The organism is Hymenobacter sp. DG25B, assembly GCF_000801315.1.
Classification (GTDB): Bacteria; Bacteroidota; Bacteroidia; order Cytophagales; family Hymenobacteraceae; genus Hymenobacter.
On the sequence record NZ_CP010054.1, the window covers coordinates 124,636 to 141,411 of the forward strand.

Annotated in this window: 19 protein-coding genes; 7 read left to right on the forward strand and 12 right to left on the reverse strand. The window is 58.2% G+C overall.

Features of this window, described 5'->3' with window-relative positions:
* Positions 1 to 56 precede the first annotated feature (56 nt).
* The 3 genes from PK28_RS00575 (at position 57) to PK28_RS21100 (ending at position 1,814) form a co-directional block, all read left to right on the forward strand.
* Positions 57 to 785 (forward strand): DUF3891 family protein, encoded by a 729-nt coding sequence (locus PK28_RS00575; RefSeq protein ID WP_044510358.1) that lies wholly within the window; start codon positions 57 to 59, stop codon positions 783 to 785.
* Positions 786 to 846: 61 nt separating this feature from the next.
* On the forward strand, positions 847 to 1,260 hold the full coding sequence (locus tag PK28_RS21095; protein WP_048825370.1) for a YihY/virulence factor BrkB family protein: 414 nt from the start codon (positions 847 to 849) through the stop codon (positions 1,258 to 1,260).
* Positions 1,261 to 1,295: 35 nt separating this feature from the next.
* Positions 1,296 to 1,814 (forward strand): YihY/virulence factor BrkB family protein, encoded by a 519-nt coding sequence (locus PK28_RS21100; protein WP_048825372.1) that lies wholly within the window; start codon positions 1,296 to 1,298, stop codon positions 1,812 to 1,814.
* 120 nt (positions 1,815 to 1,934) lie between these two features.
* Here PK28_RS21100 and rlmN read toward each other — a convergent pair whose 3' ends face one another.
* Together rlmN and PK28_RS00590 are read right to left on the reverse strand one after the other, a co-directional pair.
* Positions 1,935 to 3,002: a dual-specificity RNA methyltransferase RlmN gene (rlmN, locus tag PK28_RS00585; protein WP_044515909.1), complete on the reverse strand. Its 1,068-nt coding sequence runs from the start codon at positions 3,000 to 3,002 to the stop codon at positions 1,935 to 1,937.
* Between the two features lie 119 nt (positions 3,003 to 3,121).
* Positions 3,122 to 3,550, reverse strand: coding sequence for a thioesterase family protein (locus PK28_RS00590; RefSeq protein WP_044510361.1), 429 nt, complete (start codon positions 3,548 to 3,550; stop codon positions 3,122 to 3,124).
* A 113-nt stretch (positions 3,551 to 3,663) separates the two neighbouring features.
* Between PK28_RS00590 and mnmC2 the strand changes: the two genes are divergently transcribed.
* From mnmC2 to PK28_RS00605, 4 genes are all read left to right on the forward strand, one after another.
* Positions 3,664 to 4,341, forward strand: a complete 678-nt coding sequence (gene mnmC2 / locus PK28_RS00595; RefSeq protein WP_044510363.1) for a tRNA (5-methylaminomethyl-2-thiouridine)(34)-methyltransferase MnmC2 — start codon at positions 3,664 to 3,666, stop codon at positions 4,339 to 4,341.
* A 74-nt stretch (positions 4,342 to 4,415) separates the two neighbouring features.
* Positions 4,416 to 4,895: a hypothetical protein gene (locus PK28_RS20240; protein ID WP_156126178.1), complete on the forward strand. Its 480-nt coding sequence runs from the start codon at positions 4,416 to 4,418 to the stop codon at positions 4,893 to 4,895.
* A gap of 81 nt (positions 4,896 to 4,976) precedes the next feature.
* Positions 4,977 to 6,194, forward strand: coding sequence for a DUF2157 domain-containing protein (locus PK28_RS00600; RefSeq protein WP_044510365.1), 1,218 nt, complete (start codon positions 4,977 to 4,979; stop codon positions 6,192 to 6,194).
* Complete coding sequence (locus PK28_RS00605) at positions 6,191 to 6,760, forward strand: GDYXXLXY domain-containing protein (RefSeq protein ID WP_044510367.1); 570 nt, start codon at positions 6,191 to 6,193, stop codon at positions 6,758 to 6,760. The genes PK28_RS00600 and PK28_RS00605 overlap by 4 nt, the downstream gene beginning before the upstream one ends.
* Here the strand turns inward: PK28_RS00605 and PK28_RS00610 are convergent.
* The 10 genes from PK28_RS00610 to PK28_RS00650 form a co-directional block, all read right to left on the reverse strand.
* Entirely contained in the window at positions 6,757 to 7,275 is a 519-nt protein-coding gene (locus PK28_RS00610) for an ExbD/TolR family protein (RefSeq protein ID WP_044510370.1), read from the reverse strand. The two genes, PK28_RS00605 and PK28_RS00610, sit on opposite strands and share 4 nt — an antisense overlap.
* Positions 7,276 to 7,358: 83 nt before the next feature.
* A complete protein-coding gene (locus tag PK28_RS00615) occupies positions 7,359 to 7,958 on the reverse strand; it encodes a 5-formyltetrahydrofolate cyclo-ligase (RefSeq protein ID WP_044510374.1) in 600 nt (199 codons plus the stop codon).
* A 6-nt stretch (positions 7,959 to 7,964) separates the two neighbouring features.
* Complete coding sequence (gene bshC / locus PK28_RS00620) at positions 7,965 to 9,557, reverse strand: bacillithiol biosynthesis cysteine-adding enzyme BshC (protein WP_044510376.1); 1,593 nt, start codon at positions 9,555 to 9,557, stop codon at positions 7,965 to 7,967.
* A gap of 130 nt (positions 9,558 to 9,687) precedes the next feature.
* Positions 9,688 to 10,497, reverse strand: coding sequence for a phytanoyl-CoA dioxygenase family protein (locus tag PK28_RS00625; RefSeq protein ID WP_044510378.1), 810 nt, complete (start codon positions 10,495 to 10,497; stop codon positions 9,688 to 9,690).
* Positions 10,498 to 10,663: 166 nt separating this feature from the next.
* Positions 10,664 to 11,980, reverse strand: coding sequence for a 30S ribosomal protein S12 methylthiotransferase RimO (gene rimO, locus PK28_RS00630; protein ID WP_044510381.1), 1,317 nt, complete (start codon positions 11,978 to 11,980; stop codon positions 10,664 to 10,666).
* Positions 11,981 to 12,231: 251 nt separating this feature from the next.
* Entirely contained in the window at positions 12,232 to 13,209 is a 978-nt protein-coding gene (gene ftsY, locus PK28_RS00635) for a signal recognition particle-docking protein FtsY (RefSeq protein WP_044510384.1), read from the reverse strand.
* A 186-nt stretch (positions 13,210 to 13,395) separates the two neighbouring features.
* Positions 13,396 to 13,557 (reverse strand): DUF4295 domain-containing protein, encoded by a 162-nt coding sequence (locus PK28_RS19790; RefSeq protein ID WP_071843814.1) that lies wholly within the window; start codon positions 13,555 to 13,557, stop codon positions 13,396 to 13,398.
* Positions 13,558 to 13,564: 7 nt separating this feature from the next.
* Positions 13,565 to 13,747 (reverse strand): 50S ribosomal protein L33, encoded by a 183-nt coding sequence (rpmG, locus tag PK28_RS00640; protein WP_044510387.1) that lies wholly within the window; start codon positions 13,745 to 13,747, stop codon positions 13,565 to 13,567.
* Positions 13,748 to 13,961: 214 nt separating this feature from the next.
* The gene (locus PK28_RS00645) at positions 13,962 to 14,786 is read right to left on the reverse strand and encodes a DUF5602 domain-containing protein (protein WP_156126179.1); all 825 of its coding nucleotides are present in this window, start codon (positions 14,784 to 14,786) and stop codon (positions 13,962 to 13,964) included.
* A 256-nt stretch (positions 14,787 to 15,042) separates the two neighbouring features.
* Positions 15,043 to 16,689 carry an aminopeptidase P family protein gene (locus PK28_RS00650; RefSeq protein WP_231576191.1) on the reverse strand — a complete coding sequence of 549 codons (1,647 nt, stop codon included), beginning with the start codon at positions 16,687 to 16,689 and terminating at the stop codon, positions 15,043 to 15,045.
* Positions 16,690 to 16,776 lie beyond the last annotated feature (87 nt).

Sequence of the window (16,776 nt, forward strand, 5' to 3'; positions counted from 1 at the left end):
CCCCGTCGTCTGGCCGTATAGGCAGGCGGCGGGGCTTTTTCCGTTGTCTACTTGCTATGATTGTAAACCATACGCCCGATGGCTGGCAGATTATCTACCAGCAGGCCCATGCACTATTAGCGGCCCAGCTGGCCTGGCACTGGCAGCCGTTTGGCCCCGCCGACCGGTGGGTGGGCCTGCTGGCCGCTATTGCCCAGCACGATGATGAGCAGCGGCACTGGGATGGGCATTATGGCCTGACGCCCGCCGGGGCGCCGGCCAACTTCACCATGAAGGATTTTTCCCTGGAGCAGGCCCAGGGCGTGATGAAGGCCGCCCGCTTTCAGGGCCGCTGGCGTAGCCTGCTTACCAGCATGCACCTGCAAACGCTGTATCATGGGCTGCGCAGTCAGCAGAAAGTGATTGACGCATTTTTGACCGAGCAGGAAGCGCAGCAAAAACGATGGCGCCGGGAGCTGAAAATCACCCAAAAAGAAGCCCGGCAAGCCTACGACCTTATGCATTGGTGCGACCGGCTCAGCCTGATTCTCTGTCGGCAGGAACTCCCGGAAATGGGCCGGGAACTGGAGATTTACGAGGGGCCCGATGGGCAACGCTATAATGTATGCCGCCCCGCGGCCGATGGCCCGGTAACGGTAACGCCCTGGCCGTTTCGGGAAAAGCAGCTTACTGTGAGTGTAGAAGCCAGCCAGCTCCGGCAGCTCCAGTTCGCCGACGACCAGGAGCTGGCCGCGGCGCTGCGGGAAGCCCCGGTAGAAACGCTCCGCTGGGAGCTGGCGCGCTAGTCCAGCCAAACGGCAAGTGGAAACTGCCCGTATGAGATACCCACACGCTACATGCTTCTCTATGCCCACATCCTTCTCATTCTCCAATATTTTCTCTCTGCTAAAGTCTACCAGCGCGGCTTTTATGGAGAACAACTCGTTTCGGCACGCGGCGGCGCTTTCCTACTACACCATTTTTTCGCTGCCGCCGCTGCTCATCATCGTTATTACCACGGCCAGCACGCTGCTGGGCTCGGCCGCCATTACCGGCCAGCTGTTTCACCAGCTGAGTAACCTGGTAGGGGCCGATTCAGCCAGGTTTATCCAGAATTCTATCAACGAGTTCAATCAGCAGGAAAAGTCGGGGATAGCCGCCGCTATTGGTGTGGGTGTACTGATTTTTGCCGCTACTACCTTCTTTGTTACGCTGCAGCAGAGCATTAACGATATCTGGGACCTGAAAGTGAAGCCCGCAGCAACATCTGGCAGTTTCTGAAAGACCGGTTTCTGTCGTTTGGCCTGATTCTGAGCGTGGGCCTGCTGCTGCTGATTTCCTTTGTGATAAGCGCCGTGCTCACCTCCTTCACCGATTACCTTAAACAGCTCTTGCCCAATGTAGCCGTGCTATTCATTCACCTCATTGATGTGCTGCTTTCCCTCTCCGTCACTACCACCCTGTTTGCCCTCATCTACCGCTTCCTGCCCGATGCCATCATCCGGTGGCGCGACGTCTGGATTGGGGCAGTTATTACGGCCTTGCTCTTCGTGATTGGCAAGTACCTCATTGCCCTCTACATTGCGCAGGCCGACCCTGGCTCCACCTATGGCGCGGCCGGCTCGGCCATTATTCTGCTGGTATGGGTAAACTACTCGGCCCTCATCATCTTCTTCGGGGCCGAGTTCACCCAGCAGTTCGCCGATAAATACGGCCAGTGCGTGCAGCCCAAGGCTAACGCCGTGCGCATAGAAGTGCGCGAAGTACCGGAAGGCGAAACCAAAGAGGAAATTTCTTCCGGCCGTCCCCGGGCCGTGGGCCGTTTTCGGGCGTAGCAACCAGACAAACAAAAGCCCCGGCTACTCCTCGTAGCCGGGGCTTTTGTCATTCCGAGCAACGCGAGGAATCCGGATAATCCGAGATTCAGATTCCTCGCGTTGCTCGGAATGACAGTTTTATACTTCTACGGGCTTTTCCTTTACGGCCAGCTGCCCGCAGGCGGCGTCAATGTCCTTACCGCGCGAGCGGCGCAGGTTGGTTTGCACGCCGCGGTCGGCCAGGTACTTCAGGAAGGCCATCAGCTTGGCCTCGCCGGTATTTTTGTAGTCGGCGTTTTCAATGGGGTTGTACTCGATGAGGTTCACCTTGCAGGGAATCCATTTCGAAATCTGGAACAGTTCCTCGGCATCTTCCAGCGTATCGTTAAAGCTCTCGAATACGATGTACTCGTAGGTGACTTTGCGGCCGGTTACCTGGTGGTAGTGCTTGAGCGCATCCTTCAAAGAGGCCAGGGAATTGGCTTCGTTGATGGGCATAATTTCGTTGCGCTTGGTATCGTTGGGCGCGTGCAGCGAGAGGGCCAGGTTGGCCTTCACGCCGTCATCAGCCAGCTTTTTAATCATTTTGGCAATGCCGGCAGTGCTGACCGTGATGCGGCGGGGCGCCATGTTCAGGCCGTCGGGGGCGGTGATGCGCTCAATGCTTTTCACCACGTTGGCGTAGTTCAGCAGCGGCTCGCCCATGCCCATGTACACAATGTTGGTGAGCGGCGTGCCGTACTGGGATTCGCACTGCTCCTTAATGCGCACTACCTGGTCATAGATTTCAGCGGCTTCCAGGTTGCGCTTGCGGTCCATGTAGCCGGTAGCGCAGAACTTGCATGTGAGCGAGCAGCCCACCTGCGAGGAGATGCAGGCCGTCATGCGCGTGTCGTGCGGAATGAGCACGCCTTCCACAATGTTGCCATCATACAGCCGGAACGCCGACTTTATGGTGCCGTCGTTGCTGAGCTGCTGATTCTGCACCTGCACGCCATTGATAACGAAGTGTTTGGCCAGTAGCTCACGCGTGGCCAGCGAGATGTTGTTCATCTCCTCAAACGAGCCTGCCGTGTTCTTCCACAGCCACTCGCTCACCTGCTTGGCGCGGAAAGGCTTCTCGCCGTGCTCCACCATAAAGGCTTTAAGCTCGTCGGGGGTGAGTTTGCGAATGTCGCGCTTGGAAACTACTGGCAGGTCAATCATCATAGCCGCAAAGATACAACACGGAAGGCGCTTGAGTTCCACCCTTCTGTCATTCCGAATGCAGTGAGGAATCTGGACGACCAGCTGCCCAGATTCCTCGCGTTGCTCGGAATGACAGCTTACTCGCCCCGCAGCTTCCGGGCGTACTCTTCCGTGAGCGGCAGCAACTTACGGGTGTTGTAATCAAAGCAGAGCATGCCGGTTTTGGCGCGGGCTACTTCTTTGCCGTCCTGGTTGCGCACCCAGTATACCAGGTCGAAGCCGTACTTGCTGAGGTCGTCGGCGGCCATTTGGATGTGCAGCGTGTCGCCGTAGAAGCCTTCGCCTTTGTATTCGATGGCGACATCGGCCATGATGTGGCCGGTTTTGGTGGCGGGGTCGAATTCAGGGTGGCCCAGGTGCTGCAGGAATTGCACGCGGGCTTCGTGCAGAATGCTCAGCAGGGCATCGTTGCCAAGGTGGGCGCCGTAGTTCAGGTCGGTAATGCGCACGGGCACCTGCACCGTGAGGAGGAATGCGGCGGGGAGAGCTACTTTTACACGGGGCATAAGGGAGTTGTTAGTTGCGAGTTGCCAGTTGTCAGGAACTAAACTTCCCCGAAATTGCTGCTATTACGACGAATTGCCAATTGACAACCCTTCACTGACAACTGGCAACTGATATGAATGTAGAAGTTAGGACCACCGGCGACGGCTCCAGCACCTTATACGTGCCCGCCCTGAACGAGCATTACCACAGCACCCACGGGGCAGTGCAGGAAGCCATGCACGTGTACCTGGGCGCGGGCCTGGAACCCGCGCTGGCCGCGGCCGCGGCTCCGGTGCGGGTGCTGGAAATTGGCTTCGGCACCGGCCTGAACGCCCTGCTCACGCTCCAGCGCAGCCTCACTGCCCCGGTGCTTATTGAGTACGATACCATTGAAAAATACCCGCTGCCGCCCGAGGTAATCAGCCAGCTGGGCGTGGAGCGCTATATTCTCAACCCGGAGCTGCAGCAATACCACGAGCAGCTGCACGCCGCCGCCTGGAATATGCCAGTGCGCGTGGCTCCGCAGCTCCTGCTGCGGAAAATAGCCGGCGCACTACAGGAAACCGAGCTGGCACCCAACCACTACCACGTCATCTACTTCGATGCCTTTGCGCCGGAAAAACAGCCGGATATGTGGACGGAGGAGGTTTTTGCCCAGCTCTACGCCGCTACCGCGCCGGACGGCTGCCTGGTGAGCTACTGCGCCAAAGGCTCCTTCAAGCGCAGTTTGCTGGCCGCGGGCTGGCAGGTGGAGAAGATTCCTGGACCGCCCGGTAAAAGGGAGATGACGCGGGCGTGGAAGCGGGGGTAAAACGCAAAGAACAGGGAATTAACATACAAAGTCCTGTATATTCAAAAGCACAATAATTAACCGTGATTTAGTATATGAACTGCCTGCTCACTTTCCTAATATTATTAATCTCAATAATTAATACATCTATTCAAACAAATGGAGAAATTATTGAAGAAAAAAAATTTAGCGGCGTAATATTTCCCGCTGGATTTAAGATCAGTGAATTAAGTAAGACTGAGCGGTGGACACCCTCAAAACGTGAGATTGAAATAGCAGAAGAAGATTTAACTCTATTCATGATAACACAAGGCCACTTTAACTTATCAAACCAAGGAAATGGATGTCCAATTATTTATAAAAATTTAAAAAATTACATAAGACAGTACGCCGGATACATCTCACCCAAAGGGCATAAAATGATTTACATCAATTGCTTTTGGCACAAGAGCAATATAAAAAACTGGAAGACTAACTTCGTTCTAGTTTTTGACGGATGCAGCAATTATTGGCAAATCCAATATGACGTAGATGATCAAAAATTTATTGGATTCTTAGTTAATGGACGTGCATAGCTATTTACAACAGAAGATCCAGAGCAGTTTATAAAACCAATCTGGATAACTCCTATCCGTTCTGCGTAATTTCAGCCTACTATGAGTCGAAAGCTGCTGGAAACAGAGGGCCCAGCGTGGGTACAGAAAGGTATTATTACTCCGGAGCAGCATCAGCAACTCCTGGCCCTCTACCCCGAAGATAAACAAGCCATTGGCCTGCTGCCGCTGCTCGGCAGCCTACTGGTGGGCTTGAGCGCGCTGAGCCTGGTAGCCGCCAACTGGCAGGGCCTGCCGGAGTTTGTGCGCCTGGGGCTGCTGCTGCTTTCCATGATTGGCGCCTACGCCACCGGCGACTATTTCCTGCGCCGCGGCAATGGAGCCGTGGGCATCGGGCTGACGGGACTGGGACTGATTCTCTTCGGGGCGGGCATTGTGCTGGTCAGCCAGATGTACCAGCTCATTGGCTACGATGTGACGGGGCTGCTGGCCTGGGCCGTGGCGGGCGTGGCCCTCACGTTTCTGTATCGTAGCCGCTTCCTGTTCATTCTCACGGTGGTTATTGGGGGCATTGTGCAGGGCTACAACACCGGCGAGCTGGGCGCCTTCAGCGTGGCCGCAGCCGTACTCACGGCGGGTGGGCTGGGCTACTACTGGTGGCGCCACCCCGATGCGCTGCTGGCCGGCGTGCTGGCTACCGGCGTGCTGTGGCAGGCCGGGCTGCTCATTGGCCTGCTGCACGTCAAAATCACCTGGTTCTTCGTGCCCGCCATGCTGCTCTACGCCGCCGGCGACTGGCAACCCGACCGCCCCGCTGGCCGGGCCCTGCAGGGGCCTCCCCTGGTAGCTGCGTTTCTGTTTATGCTGGGGCTGGCCCTGTATGGCGAGGCCGGCAGCTACACCGAGCTGCTGCGCCCGCCGCTGTGGGCGTACCTCAGCGTTATGGGCGTTGTACTGCTGATTTCTTTGGCCGGCAAGCGCGCACGTGGCCGAATGGCCAGCGCTACCGACTGGCTCCTGCTCCTGCCGGGCTTCTACTTTCCCGGCGGCCTGCCGCTGGCCGTGGCGGCGCTGGTAGTACTGTACGCCTACTCCGGCAGCCTGCTGGTGCGCGCCCACCAGGAGCAAAACCCCGACCGCATCAGCCTGGGCACCATGCTGTTTATCCTGACTACCATGGTAGCCTACTTCAAGCTCACCTGGGAGTTCATGGATAAGTCGTTGTTCTTCCTGATTGGCGGGTTGCTGCTGCTGGGCCTGAGCTGGTACCTGCGCCGCCGCAACAAGCACACGCTCCACTCTGATACCCCGCACCCATGAGAAAGTGGCTGTTTAGGAAAAGAGCGGCGTTTACGGGCGCCCGCCACTGGCTCCTCCTGCTGGTAGCTGCCCAGGCGCTGTTTCTGCTGGCCGTAGCCGGGGCCGGCTACGCCACCCATGCCTACGGCCAAACCATTGTGCTGCGCACCACGCCCCTGGACCCGCGCGACTTCCTGTACGGCGACTACGTGCGGCTGCGCTATACCATCAGCCGCTTACCCATGCAGCTGTGGCGCGAAGCCGGCCCGGTACCGCGCCGGGGCAAGCCCGTGTATGTACTGCTCCGCCCAGCCGGCCCGGCGTATGAGGCCGTGGGCGTTTACACTGCAAAACCCACCGCCCCCGGCGGCACCGTTATCCTGCGCGGTTGGGTGCGCAATAACGGGCGGCGCACGCTGAATGTGCGCTACAACCTGGAGAAATACTACGTACCCGAGGGCACCGGCCGCACGCTGGAACGGCTGGGCGCCCGGCACCCTCTGCTGGTGCACGTGAGTATTGCGCCCTGGGGGCAGGCGCGCATTACGAAGGTAGCGGAAGACACCACCACCCGCTTTAGCAACTAGAAGCCGTGCTTCTGAAGCAGGGCGCGGTCGGCGGGGCTTAAATCCACCAGGGCATATTTCTGCTGATTAGTGATGTTCATCTCATCGAGGGCATCGACCATATCCCGGTATTTGGCGTCCGGGGTGGTCTTAATCAGGACCACCGTAGCGGGGTCTTGCTGCTGCCGCTGGAGCAGCGCCTGCCGCAGCCCGTTAGCCCCGAAGTCGGTGGTGTGCAGCTCGGTTTTCGCCACGCTTTGATCAGCCTCAGAATTCAGGCCGAAAAAATAGTGCACCTGGCTGCGCTTATCCAGAATCAGCGTCATTACCCGGCTTTGCTGCAGGGGCGTTTCCTTGCCCTTTATCGGCATGTGGAGCTGCATCACCGTGGGCTTATTGAAGGTGGTGGTGAGCATGAAGAACGTGAGCAGCAGAAAGGCCAGATCCACCATCGGGGTCATATCGAGACGGAAGGCATTCTTCTTCACGCGGGGTTTGCCACTACGGGCAGCGGGAGCAGCTTGAATTTCGGCCATGATGGTGGATTGGTTAGAAGTTGTCTCCGGCCAACGCCCCGCTTTTCCTGGTTATTGTTCAGGCAGCCAGCTGGTTTGCGCTTTTATTTTTGAGCTTGTTCGGCCCAGGCATCAAAACGCCACACCTGCTCCGGCGTGAGACAGGCGTGCAGCGGAATATCGCCCGCCCAGCTGTCCGTAATGCGGGCAATGGGAGGCTCCATGCTCACCCCGATGCGCAGGGCATTGGGGCGGCACTGCTGCAGAAACCGGTCATAGAAGCCTTTGCCGTAGCCTACGCGGTGGCCTTGCTCATCAAAAGCCAGTAACGGCACCAGCACGGCGTCCAGCTGTGAGGGCTGCACTTCCGGGGCAGCTACCGGTTCAGGAATTCCCCAGCGGTTGGTTTGCAGGGGCCTACCGGGCAACAGTTCGTAGTGGCGCAGGCTCTCGCCATCGGGCTGCACTACGCCCACGGCCAGGCGCACGGGTAGCTGGTGCTCCCAAATCCAGTTGACAATTGCCCAGGTATCGGGTTCCTGGTGGTGCGGAATGGGCAGAAACAGATGCAGCCAGCGCCACTCCGCTACCGGAAAATGCTGCACCAACTGCTCGCGCAGGGCCAGGCTGCGCCGCTGCACCTCTGCCTCGGGCAGGGCACGGCGGCGTTCCAGCATCAGGCGGCGCAGGTCAGCTTTCAGCATGAGCTTTTACTCTTCCTCAATCACCGTGAACTCCAGCGCCAGCGGATCAAATGCCTCCAGCAGCTGCTGAATAAAGCCGGGGTTGTTGATGAGGATGCTCAGCACGTTATCCTCCCGCTCCTGCAGGTGCCCGTTGGGCATCAGCTTTTCCTTTAGCGCGGCCAGCTGGCTATAGGCCGTTTCGTGCTTGGCCTCGGAGGCTTTGCTCAGGCGCTTTTCCAGCCCGGTTACAATACCCGATACCTTCTGCTGCTCGGCCGCCACGGTGCGCACCAGCGTGGGGTCCAGGCGCTGGGCCAGGTCGGCAATGCTCTGGAAGGCGGCGGCTAATTGTTCCTGCTGATCTTTCAGGCTGATTTCTTCCTGCCCCAGGGTGGCGCCCACTTGTTTTTTCAACTCAGGCAGGGGCCGGAAAATATCGGTAGCGGTGAGGCCCAGCTTGCGCAGCTTGCCGGCGTTGGCTTTGCCGATGTACTGGGCCGAATTACGGAGCAACAGGATGGGAAAGGGCACACCATTATCAGCAAATATGCCTTTCAGCTGAAACCAATAAGCTACCTCGGCGCCGCCGCCAATGTAGCAGAGGTTGGGCAGCAGAATTTCCTGGTACAGGGGCCGCAGCACCACGTTGGGGCTGAACTGCTCGGGGTGTTCCCGCACCAGCGCCAACAGCTCTTCCTGGGTATGGCAGCGGCCGGTGTTGCGCACCATCATCTGGGCGCAGTCCTGAGCGGCATCGTACTCCAGCCGCTCGCGCTTGCCGGTATCGGTCAGGAAGAACAGGTTTAGCGGGCGCGAGTAGATCTGGGGTTTGTAGCCGGCGGCTTCCAGCTGCGCATTGGCGGCCTGCACGGCGCGGTTAGAGGCCTGCTCCCGGATTTCCTTTTCCAGCACCGGCACCAGCGCCTGCTTTAAGGCAGGCATATCTCCATCAACGCTTACCAAACCCAGCTCGCCAAACAAATCATGCGTGAGCTTGCGCGTGGCTTCCGTCAGAGTGGCTGATTGCTCATATGCCTCGCGGAACACCGCCGGCACATCAGCCGGCAGCTGGTCCAGCAGTTCCTCTTTGAGGCCCGCCAACGGCAGACGACCTACCGGCCCGCCGGTTTCGGCGGCGTTCCACTGGTATTTCTTGCCAAACAGATTAATATGGTTGATTTCGGCGAAATCGTGGTCTTCGGTGGCCATCCAGTACACCGGCACAAAATCGTACTGCGGGTACTTTTCCTTCAGCTGGCGCGCCAGCTTCACCGCCGATACAATCTTGTAAATGAAGTATAGCGGCCCGGTAAGCAGGTTAAGCTGGTGGCCGGTAGTGATGGTGAAGGTGGTTTCCCGGGCCAGCAGCTCCAGATTGGCCTGCACGGCCGGGTGCACGGTGGGCAGCGTGGCATACTGCTCGCGCAGGGCCGCTACCAGCCGTTGCCGGGCTTCGGGCGAGTAGGAAGCGCGCTTCTCTTCTATCTGAGCGGCAAATTCGTCCAGCTGCGGAAAGCGGTGATAGAAGGGCTCCAGCGCTTCGTGGCGAGCCAGGTAATCAGTCAGCAGGGAGGAAAACGCGCCAGTAGCGGCGTAACTAAGGGTCGTAACAGACATACGCGGGGAAAATATTCGGCTATAACCACTCAGCCGCCATAAAGTAACTGGGTATTTTTTTGGCGGCCTATTTTTAGCTTTTGGCCGATGGCTGTTGGCTAATGGCTTATTCCTGGAATGAGACTTTGCGCTATACCGCCCAAAAACGCATTTCCAGGGAAATACGCGTCTCGTCCGGGTTCAGGTTCACGGCCCCGCCGTGCAGCAGATACGGCGAAAACAGCAGCACTTCCTCCGGGCCGGGGTTAGGCCGAATGATTTCCAGCGGCTCGGCCGCGCCGGTTACGGCGGGCACGGTGAAGGACACGCCGTTGTACACGGCCCCGCCGCGGGTACGCTCCGTGCGGTTCTCCGGCCACCAGTGGCTGCCCGGCACCAGCGTCAGGGAGGAATCCGGGGTGCTGCCCGTTACGGGCACGTAAATATTGAGGCAGTCCCGGTAATCCGGGAGCCACACGTCGCGGTGCAGGGGGTTGTTGTCGGCGCGGTTGGGGCGCACAATGCGCAGGTGAAAAAACCGCTCCCCGTCCCAGGGGTTCAGCGCCCGCACCGGTCGGCCGCACAGCTCCGAGACGCGCGCTTCCAGCAAAGCAGCCAGCACGGGCAGGTGCTCCTGCCGGTATTCTTTGGTTTGGTTGATGACGGCCAGGTGCAGGTCCCGGTCATCCCCGACAATCTGATGATACTGATTGACCGGAAAATCCGGTGCTACCGGCCGGCCGGCGTTAGCCAGCGCCTCACGCACCAAGGCTTCCAGCCCTTGCTGCAATTGGCGTTGCTCATCAGCAGAAAGAAACGGAGCCACGGTGTAGCCCTGCGCGGCCCAGGCAGTGCCGGCGGTTAGGTCAACGGCATCGGCCAGCAGCACCTGCGCCTGCTGGGGGCCGGTTTCGCCTTCAATCCGATATTCTACCTCCCGCTGGTTGATCTGCGCTTTCATGGCCGCAAGCTAAACAGTAATCCACTGGTCGAAAATGAAAAACGTCATGTCGAGCGGAGTCGAGACATCTCGCGTGCTATGTAGTACTATTCACCACACTAGCGAGATGTCTCGACTCCGCTCGACATGACGTTCTTTTCTATTCGTTCTTTTATACGCTTAGCGCTTAGCGCACCAGCTCGCCGTAAAGGTCGAAGTCGGAGGCTTCGTTGATTTTCACGGTGGCGAAGTCGCCGAGGCGCACGTGGGTGTCTTTGTCGGCGGGCACCAGCACTTCGTTGTCCACTTCCGGCGAGTCAAACTCGGTGCGACCCACAAAGTAGCCGCTTTCTTTGCGGTCGAAGAGCACTTTGTAGGTCTGGCCGACCTTCTGCTCGTTCAGCTCCATGGAAATGCCCTGCTGCAGCTCCATGATCTGGTCGGCGCGGTCCTGCTTTACGTCGGCGGGCACGTTGTCTTCCAGGGTGTAGGAGTGCGTGTTATCCTCGTGCGAGTAGGTGAAGATGCCCAGCCGGTCGAAGCGGGTTTCCTCCACAAAGTTGTAGAGGTCTTCGAAGTCCTGCTGCGTCTCGCCGGGGTGGCCGGAGATGAGCGTGGTGCGCAGCGCAATGCCCGGCACACGCTGCCGAATGGTGTCCACCAGCTCCACGGTGCGGCGCTTGCTGATGCCGCGGCGCATGGTTTTCAGCATGTTATCGGAAATATGCTGCAGGGGCATATCCAGGTATTTGCAGATGTTGCTGCGCTCGTTCATCACGTCCAGCGCATCCAGCGGGAACTGCGAAGGGTAGGCGTACTGCATCCGGATCCAGTCGATGCCGTTCACGTCGGAGAGGTTGCGGAGCAGGTCGGCCAGCTTCCGCTCGCCGTAGTGCTGCAGGCCATAGTAAGTCAGGTCCTGGGCAATGAGAATCAGCTCCTTGGTGCCCATGCTGGCCAGGCGCTTAGCTTCCTTCACCAAGTCCTCAATGGGGCGGTCCATGTGCTTGCCGCGCATCAGCGGGATGGCGCAGAACGAGCAGGGCCGGTTGCAGCCTTCGGCAATCTTGAAGTAGGCGTAGTGCTTGGGCGTGGTCAGCAGCCGCTCCCCTACCAGCTCGTGCATGTAGTCGGCTTCCAGGGTTTTCAGCAGTTGGGGCAATTCCAGGGTACCAAAAAAGGCATCTACCTGCGGAATTTCCACCTCCAGATCGTCCTTGTAGCGCTGGGAAAGGCAGCCCGTTACGTAGAGCTTCTCAAGCTTCCCGGCCTCTTTTTCGTCGGCGTAGCGCAGGATGGTGTCAATACTTTCCTGCTTGGCATTATCAATGAAGCCGCAAGTATTGATGATGACGATGTTGGCGTCGCTCTTTTCGGCTTCGTGCGTCACCTCAAACTGGTTGGCGCGCAATTGGCCCATCAGCACTTCCGAGTCCACGACGTTTTTGGAGCAGCCGAGGGTAATGACGTTTACTTTATTGGCCTGCTGGCTTCTGACTTTCATGCTGGATTGATTGGCGGGCGGCCGGGCAATTTCTTATGAGTGAGAAACTTGCCCGCTACGGCCCGCGGCGAATTTCGGACCGCAAAGGTACGAATGAGGCAACGCCTTTTCCTACCCGAAAGGTTTCTTTGTAGCGTATGGACCAATGTAAAACTGTCATTCCGAGCAGCGCGAGGAATCTGGACACCTAACTTGCGGTAACTCCAGATTCCTCGCGCTGCTCGGAATGACAGTTTGATGGCTGTTTATTTCTACTTCTTAAACAGCGAGTTGACGAACGTGTGCCGGTCAAACAGCTGCAGATCCGTCATCTTCTCGCCTACACCAATGTAGCGCACGGGCACGTTTAGCTGATCGGAAATGCCAATGACCACGCCGCCTTTGGCGGTGCCGTCGAGCTTGGTGATGGCCAGGGCCGTTACCTCGGTGGCTTTGGTAAATTCCTTGGCCTGCAGGAAGGCATTCTGGCCGGTGCTGCCATCCAGCACCAGCAGCACCTCGTGGGGCGCATCGGGAATCACCTTCTGCATCACGCGCTTGATTTTGCTCAGCTCGTTCATCAGGTTCACCTTGTTGTGCAGGCGGCCGGCGGTATCAATAATGACTACATCAGCCCCCATTTCCACGCCTTTCTGCACCGCGTCGTAGGCCACGGAGGCCGGGTCGGTGTTCATGCCGTGGGAAATAACGGGCACGCCCACCCGCTGGCCCCAGATGATGAGCTGGTCGACGGCGGCGGCGCGGAAGGTATCCGCAGCACCCAGCACCACTTTCTTGCCGGCCGAGTGGAAACGGTGCGCCAGCTTGCCGATGGTAGTGGTTTTGCCTACTCCATTCACGCCCACCACCATAATCACGAAGGGCTGGCCGGGGCTATCGGCGCGGTCCAGGATGGCGCGGGAGCCGGTGGCGCCGCTGTTGGCGTCCAGCAGCTCCACAATTTCCTCGCGCAGGATGCGGTCCAGCTCGGAGGTGCTCACGTACTTGTCGCGGGCCACGCGCTTCTCAATCCGGTCAATCACCTTCACGGTGGTGTCAATGCCCACATCGGCATGCACCAGCATGGTTTCCAGGTCATCCAGCACGGCTTCGTCCACGGTGGCTTTGCCCACCACGGCTTTGCTCAGCTGATCAAAGAAGTTGGTTTTAGTCTTCTGCAGGCCTTCATCGAGGGCCTGCTGCTGCTCCTTGCTTTCCTTGTCCTTCTTGAAAAAATCGAAGAGTCCCATACGGAGAGTAGCGCGAAGCTCCAGCTTCGCGCATCGTTGCTGACGATGGACGATGATGTTGGCACCGCCCGCCGGACGGGCCGTTCAACGACGCACGAAGCTGGAGCTTCGCGCTACTACAACGCAAAAAAGTCCCACGCTGGCGGGACTTCTTCACTTCGGTTAGGATGCCACAGGGGCGCCGGATTACTTAACGCCGGTAGCGAGGTAGTCCTGCACTTTATCTACGGGCACCATTTCCTCACGGAACGTATAGGCACCAGTTTTCTCCGATTTAACGGCACGAATCACTTTAGCCCAATCCTTACCGCCTGGGGTTTTCAGGGTTGCTACTACTTTCTTAGCCATGACTCAATTACTTGATTTCCTTGTGAACGGTCATCTTCTTGAGCACAGAGTTGAACTTCTTCAGCTCGATGCGCTCAGGAGTGTTTTTGCGGTTCTTGGTGGTAATGTAGCGCGAGGTGCCCGGCTGACCCGAGTTCTTGTGCTCGGTGCACTCGAGGATTACCTGCACCCGGTTTCCTTTTTTAGCCATCTCGACTTAGTTTTTGGATTAAGGACTGCAAAGGTACACGGCTTTTTGGAATTCTCAAACACCCAAGCGAACAATAAACCCAGGAATATCTTTTTGACTTTCATGCTGCTACGCCCCAGATGGGCCGGCCGGCCGCCACTTTATACCAGGCACAGGCGGAAAACGGCATCCAACGGATGCCATCTGCCGCCTCTACGCAGTGCCACCACGAAGCTTAGCGCAGCTCCATGTCGTGCAGTTTTATCACATATTCCTTCGTCGCCGCGTCGTAACCGATGGTGTACTTGGTGGGGTAATACAGGCCGGTTCTCTCTACCATTTCCGGGCGGGGCAAGGTGAAGGTTTCGGTTTTCTTTTCTTCGAGGTAAGCCTTTGTAATCATGGGCTCCAGGAAAATAACTTTTCCGTTGTAGGAACCATAGATAAAGGTTTGGGTGAAGTCCTCGCCGTGGTATTCGTGGCTGTTGGGGTCTATCCAGTGGCGCCCCATCATAGGCACGGTGCGGCCGGGTGCTACGTTGGGCGCCGTCTGGTAACCGGCGGGCAGCAGGTTGGCGGCGGGTAGCACATCACCATTGGCATCATCCAGACCAATCTGAGCCCGCTCGGCCATGGTAATCATGTAGAAGTGGGCATCAAAATGCGGCTTGCCATACACTGCGGCTGGTTCATGCCCATTCGGGTTCCAGTCCAGGGAAAGATGATTGAAGGGCAGCTTGGCAGTGGAATTAGCCGGCAGGCTGAGCATATACCAGGCTGGGGGGTTGGTATCGGTGGCGGGCAGGCCGGTGAGGGCGGCCTCGGTCAGGCGCATGCCTATTTCGGTGGGGTTGCCGCTGGCATCTACTGTTATAAAGCTGCGCGCGGTGCCGTTGCCCACCGTTACGGCATCACCATAAGTGGTTACCGGCGTGGGAGGCGTGTTATTGTCATCATCGTCATCGTTGCAGGCGGTAGTAAATGCCAGGCTTCCTACCATGAAAATAGTCAGCCAGAGACGCACGCCGCGGCGCATCCCAAAAAGAAGAGAATCAAGCATAACTGAAAGGATTAAATAATAGCAGCACGTTTCCGGCAGAGCAGTCAGACTCCTGACCGGCTTTGCTCCAGCTGGTCAGTCAGGGCATCTCCTGGCATGGATTTACGCATGCCAGGAGCCCGGCGTCTGTGCCAACTACCCGTACTGAGTGCGGCAGCGGCACTTAAAGCACAATTATTAGTTAATAAAATACAATATATATAAAACCAGGGATAATAGAGCGTGCAGGTTTATGTTGCAGCATTAGGCAGTCCTTCTATTTCAGCACGGGCAGCTTAAAATCCTCCAGCACACTGGACTTGGCCATCATCTTCTCAATTTCCGCCACGGTGCGCGGGGCTTCTTTCGACAGATTTTCATAGCCGCTACTGGTCAGGAGCACATCATCCTCAATACGAACGCCAATGTTCCACCACTTTTTGTCGCAGGGGCTGCCTTCCGGGATATAGATACCGGGCTCCACCGTAATAACATTGCCGGCGCGCAGGGGGCCGTAGGAGCCCCGGTCGTGCACGTCCAGACCCAGGTAGTGGGAGGTGCCGTGGGGGAAATATCGGCGCACGTCTTCGGGCTTGGTGATAATGCCCAGCTTCAGCAAACCAGCCGTAATAACCTCCTGCGCGGCCTTGCCCGGGGCACCGAAGGCATTGCCGGGCTTACACTCCGCAAAACCGGCTTCCTGGGCGGCCAGCACCAGCTCATAAATTTGCTTTTGCTCGGGGCTGAACTTGCCGCTGGGCGGAATAGTGCGTGTTACATCGGCGGTATAGCCGTGGTATTCGGCGCCGCAGTCCATCAGCAGCAGGTCGTTTTTCACCTGCTGCTTGTCGTTGGTTTCGTAGTGCAGAATGCAGCCATTGGCGCCGGCCCCCACAATGCTGGGGTAGCCTTCAAACTCGGCGCCGTACCGCTTGTAGACGTATTCGTGCAGGCCTTGCACTTCCATTTCGCCCATTTCCGGCTTCAAGGCTTTCATCACTTCCTGCTGGCCTACGGCGCTGATGCGGATGGCCCGGCGCAGGTGGGCCAGTTCCTCCGGGGTCTTGATTTCGCGCAGCTGGTCCAGGGCATTGTTGAGCAGGTTAGCGTCGTGCCGGCTCACGGGCCGGGCTTCCAACGCTTTCTGACGCTCAGCATCGGTAGTGGCTTTCAAATACCCCTGCACGTAGGCGTCGGTAGCCAGGGCAGGCTGCTCTTTCATCAGCCGCTCCAAGTAGCCTTTGATCTGCGGGGCGTTGCTTACCCCGGAGCGCTGCAGCCGGTTGTAAAGCTCGGCGCGGGCCGGACTGTAGTCGGCGGGCACGGCGGCCTGCTGCCGGAAGTCGGCTACCAGGTTGTAGAGGTCGGCGGGGTCGCGGCGGTCATCCCGCACATCGGCAGGCAGATTGGTGAAAAGCACCTGCCCAAAATCGGCCCAGCGGATACCGGCCCCGGCAAAGGCCTTGTTCTCGGCGGTATACTGGAGCTTCAGCTGGTCTTTGGCGCCGGCGCTGCCCAGGCGGCGGCCCGTCCATTGCTCGGCCTGCGGGTCGCGGGGCTGCACAAACAGCGCCTCCGTAACGCCGGCCTGCCCATTGATGGTTTGCGGCTCCTTGAAGAGTACCAGCACGGCATCGGGCTCATCGTAGCCGGTCAGGTAAAAGAAATCCGGGTCCTGATGATAGAGGAAGTTAACGTCGTTGGCGCGGTTGCGCACAGGGGCCGCAAACAAAACGGCAACGGAGCGAGCCGGCATCTGTTGACGCAGTAGCTCTCTCCGTTGCCGGTGAAATGCGGGGTCCAGAAAATCGGCCGGCCGGTCAAGACCGGCGGCGCGCTGGGCAAAGGTGGCAGCCACAGGGGCGGCCAACAAACCCGAGAGCAGCGCGAGCTGTCCCAGGCGAAGAAGTTTGGCTGGAAGCACAGAAAGGAGGTTTAGTCGGCGAAGAGACCCACATGACACGGAAACGTTGCGTTCCGCTTATTGCAGGCTTCACCTAAGAAGCTCCTA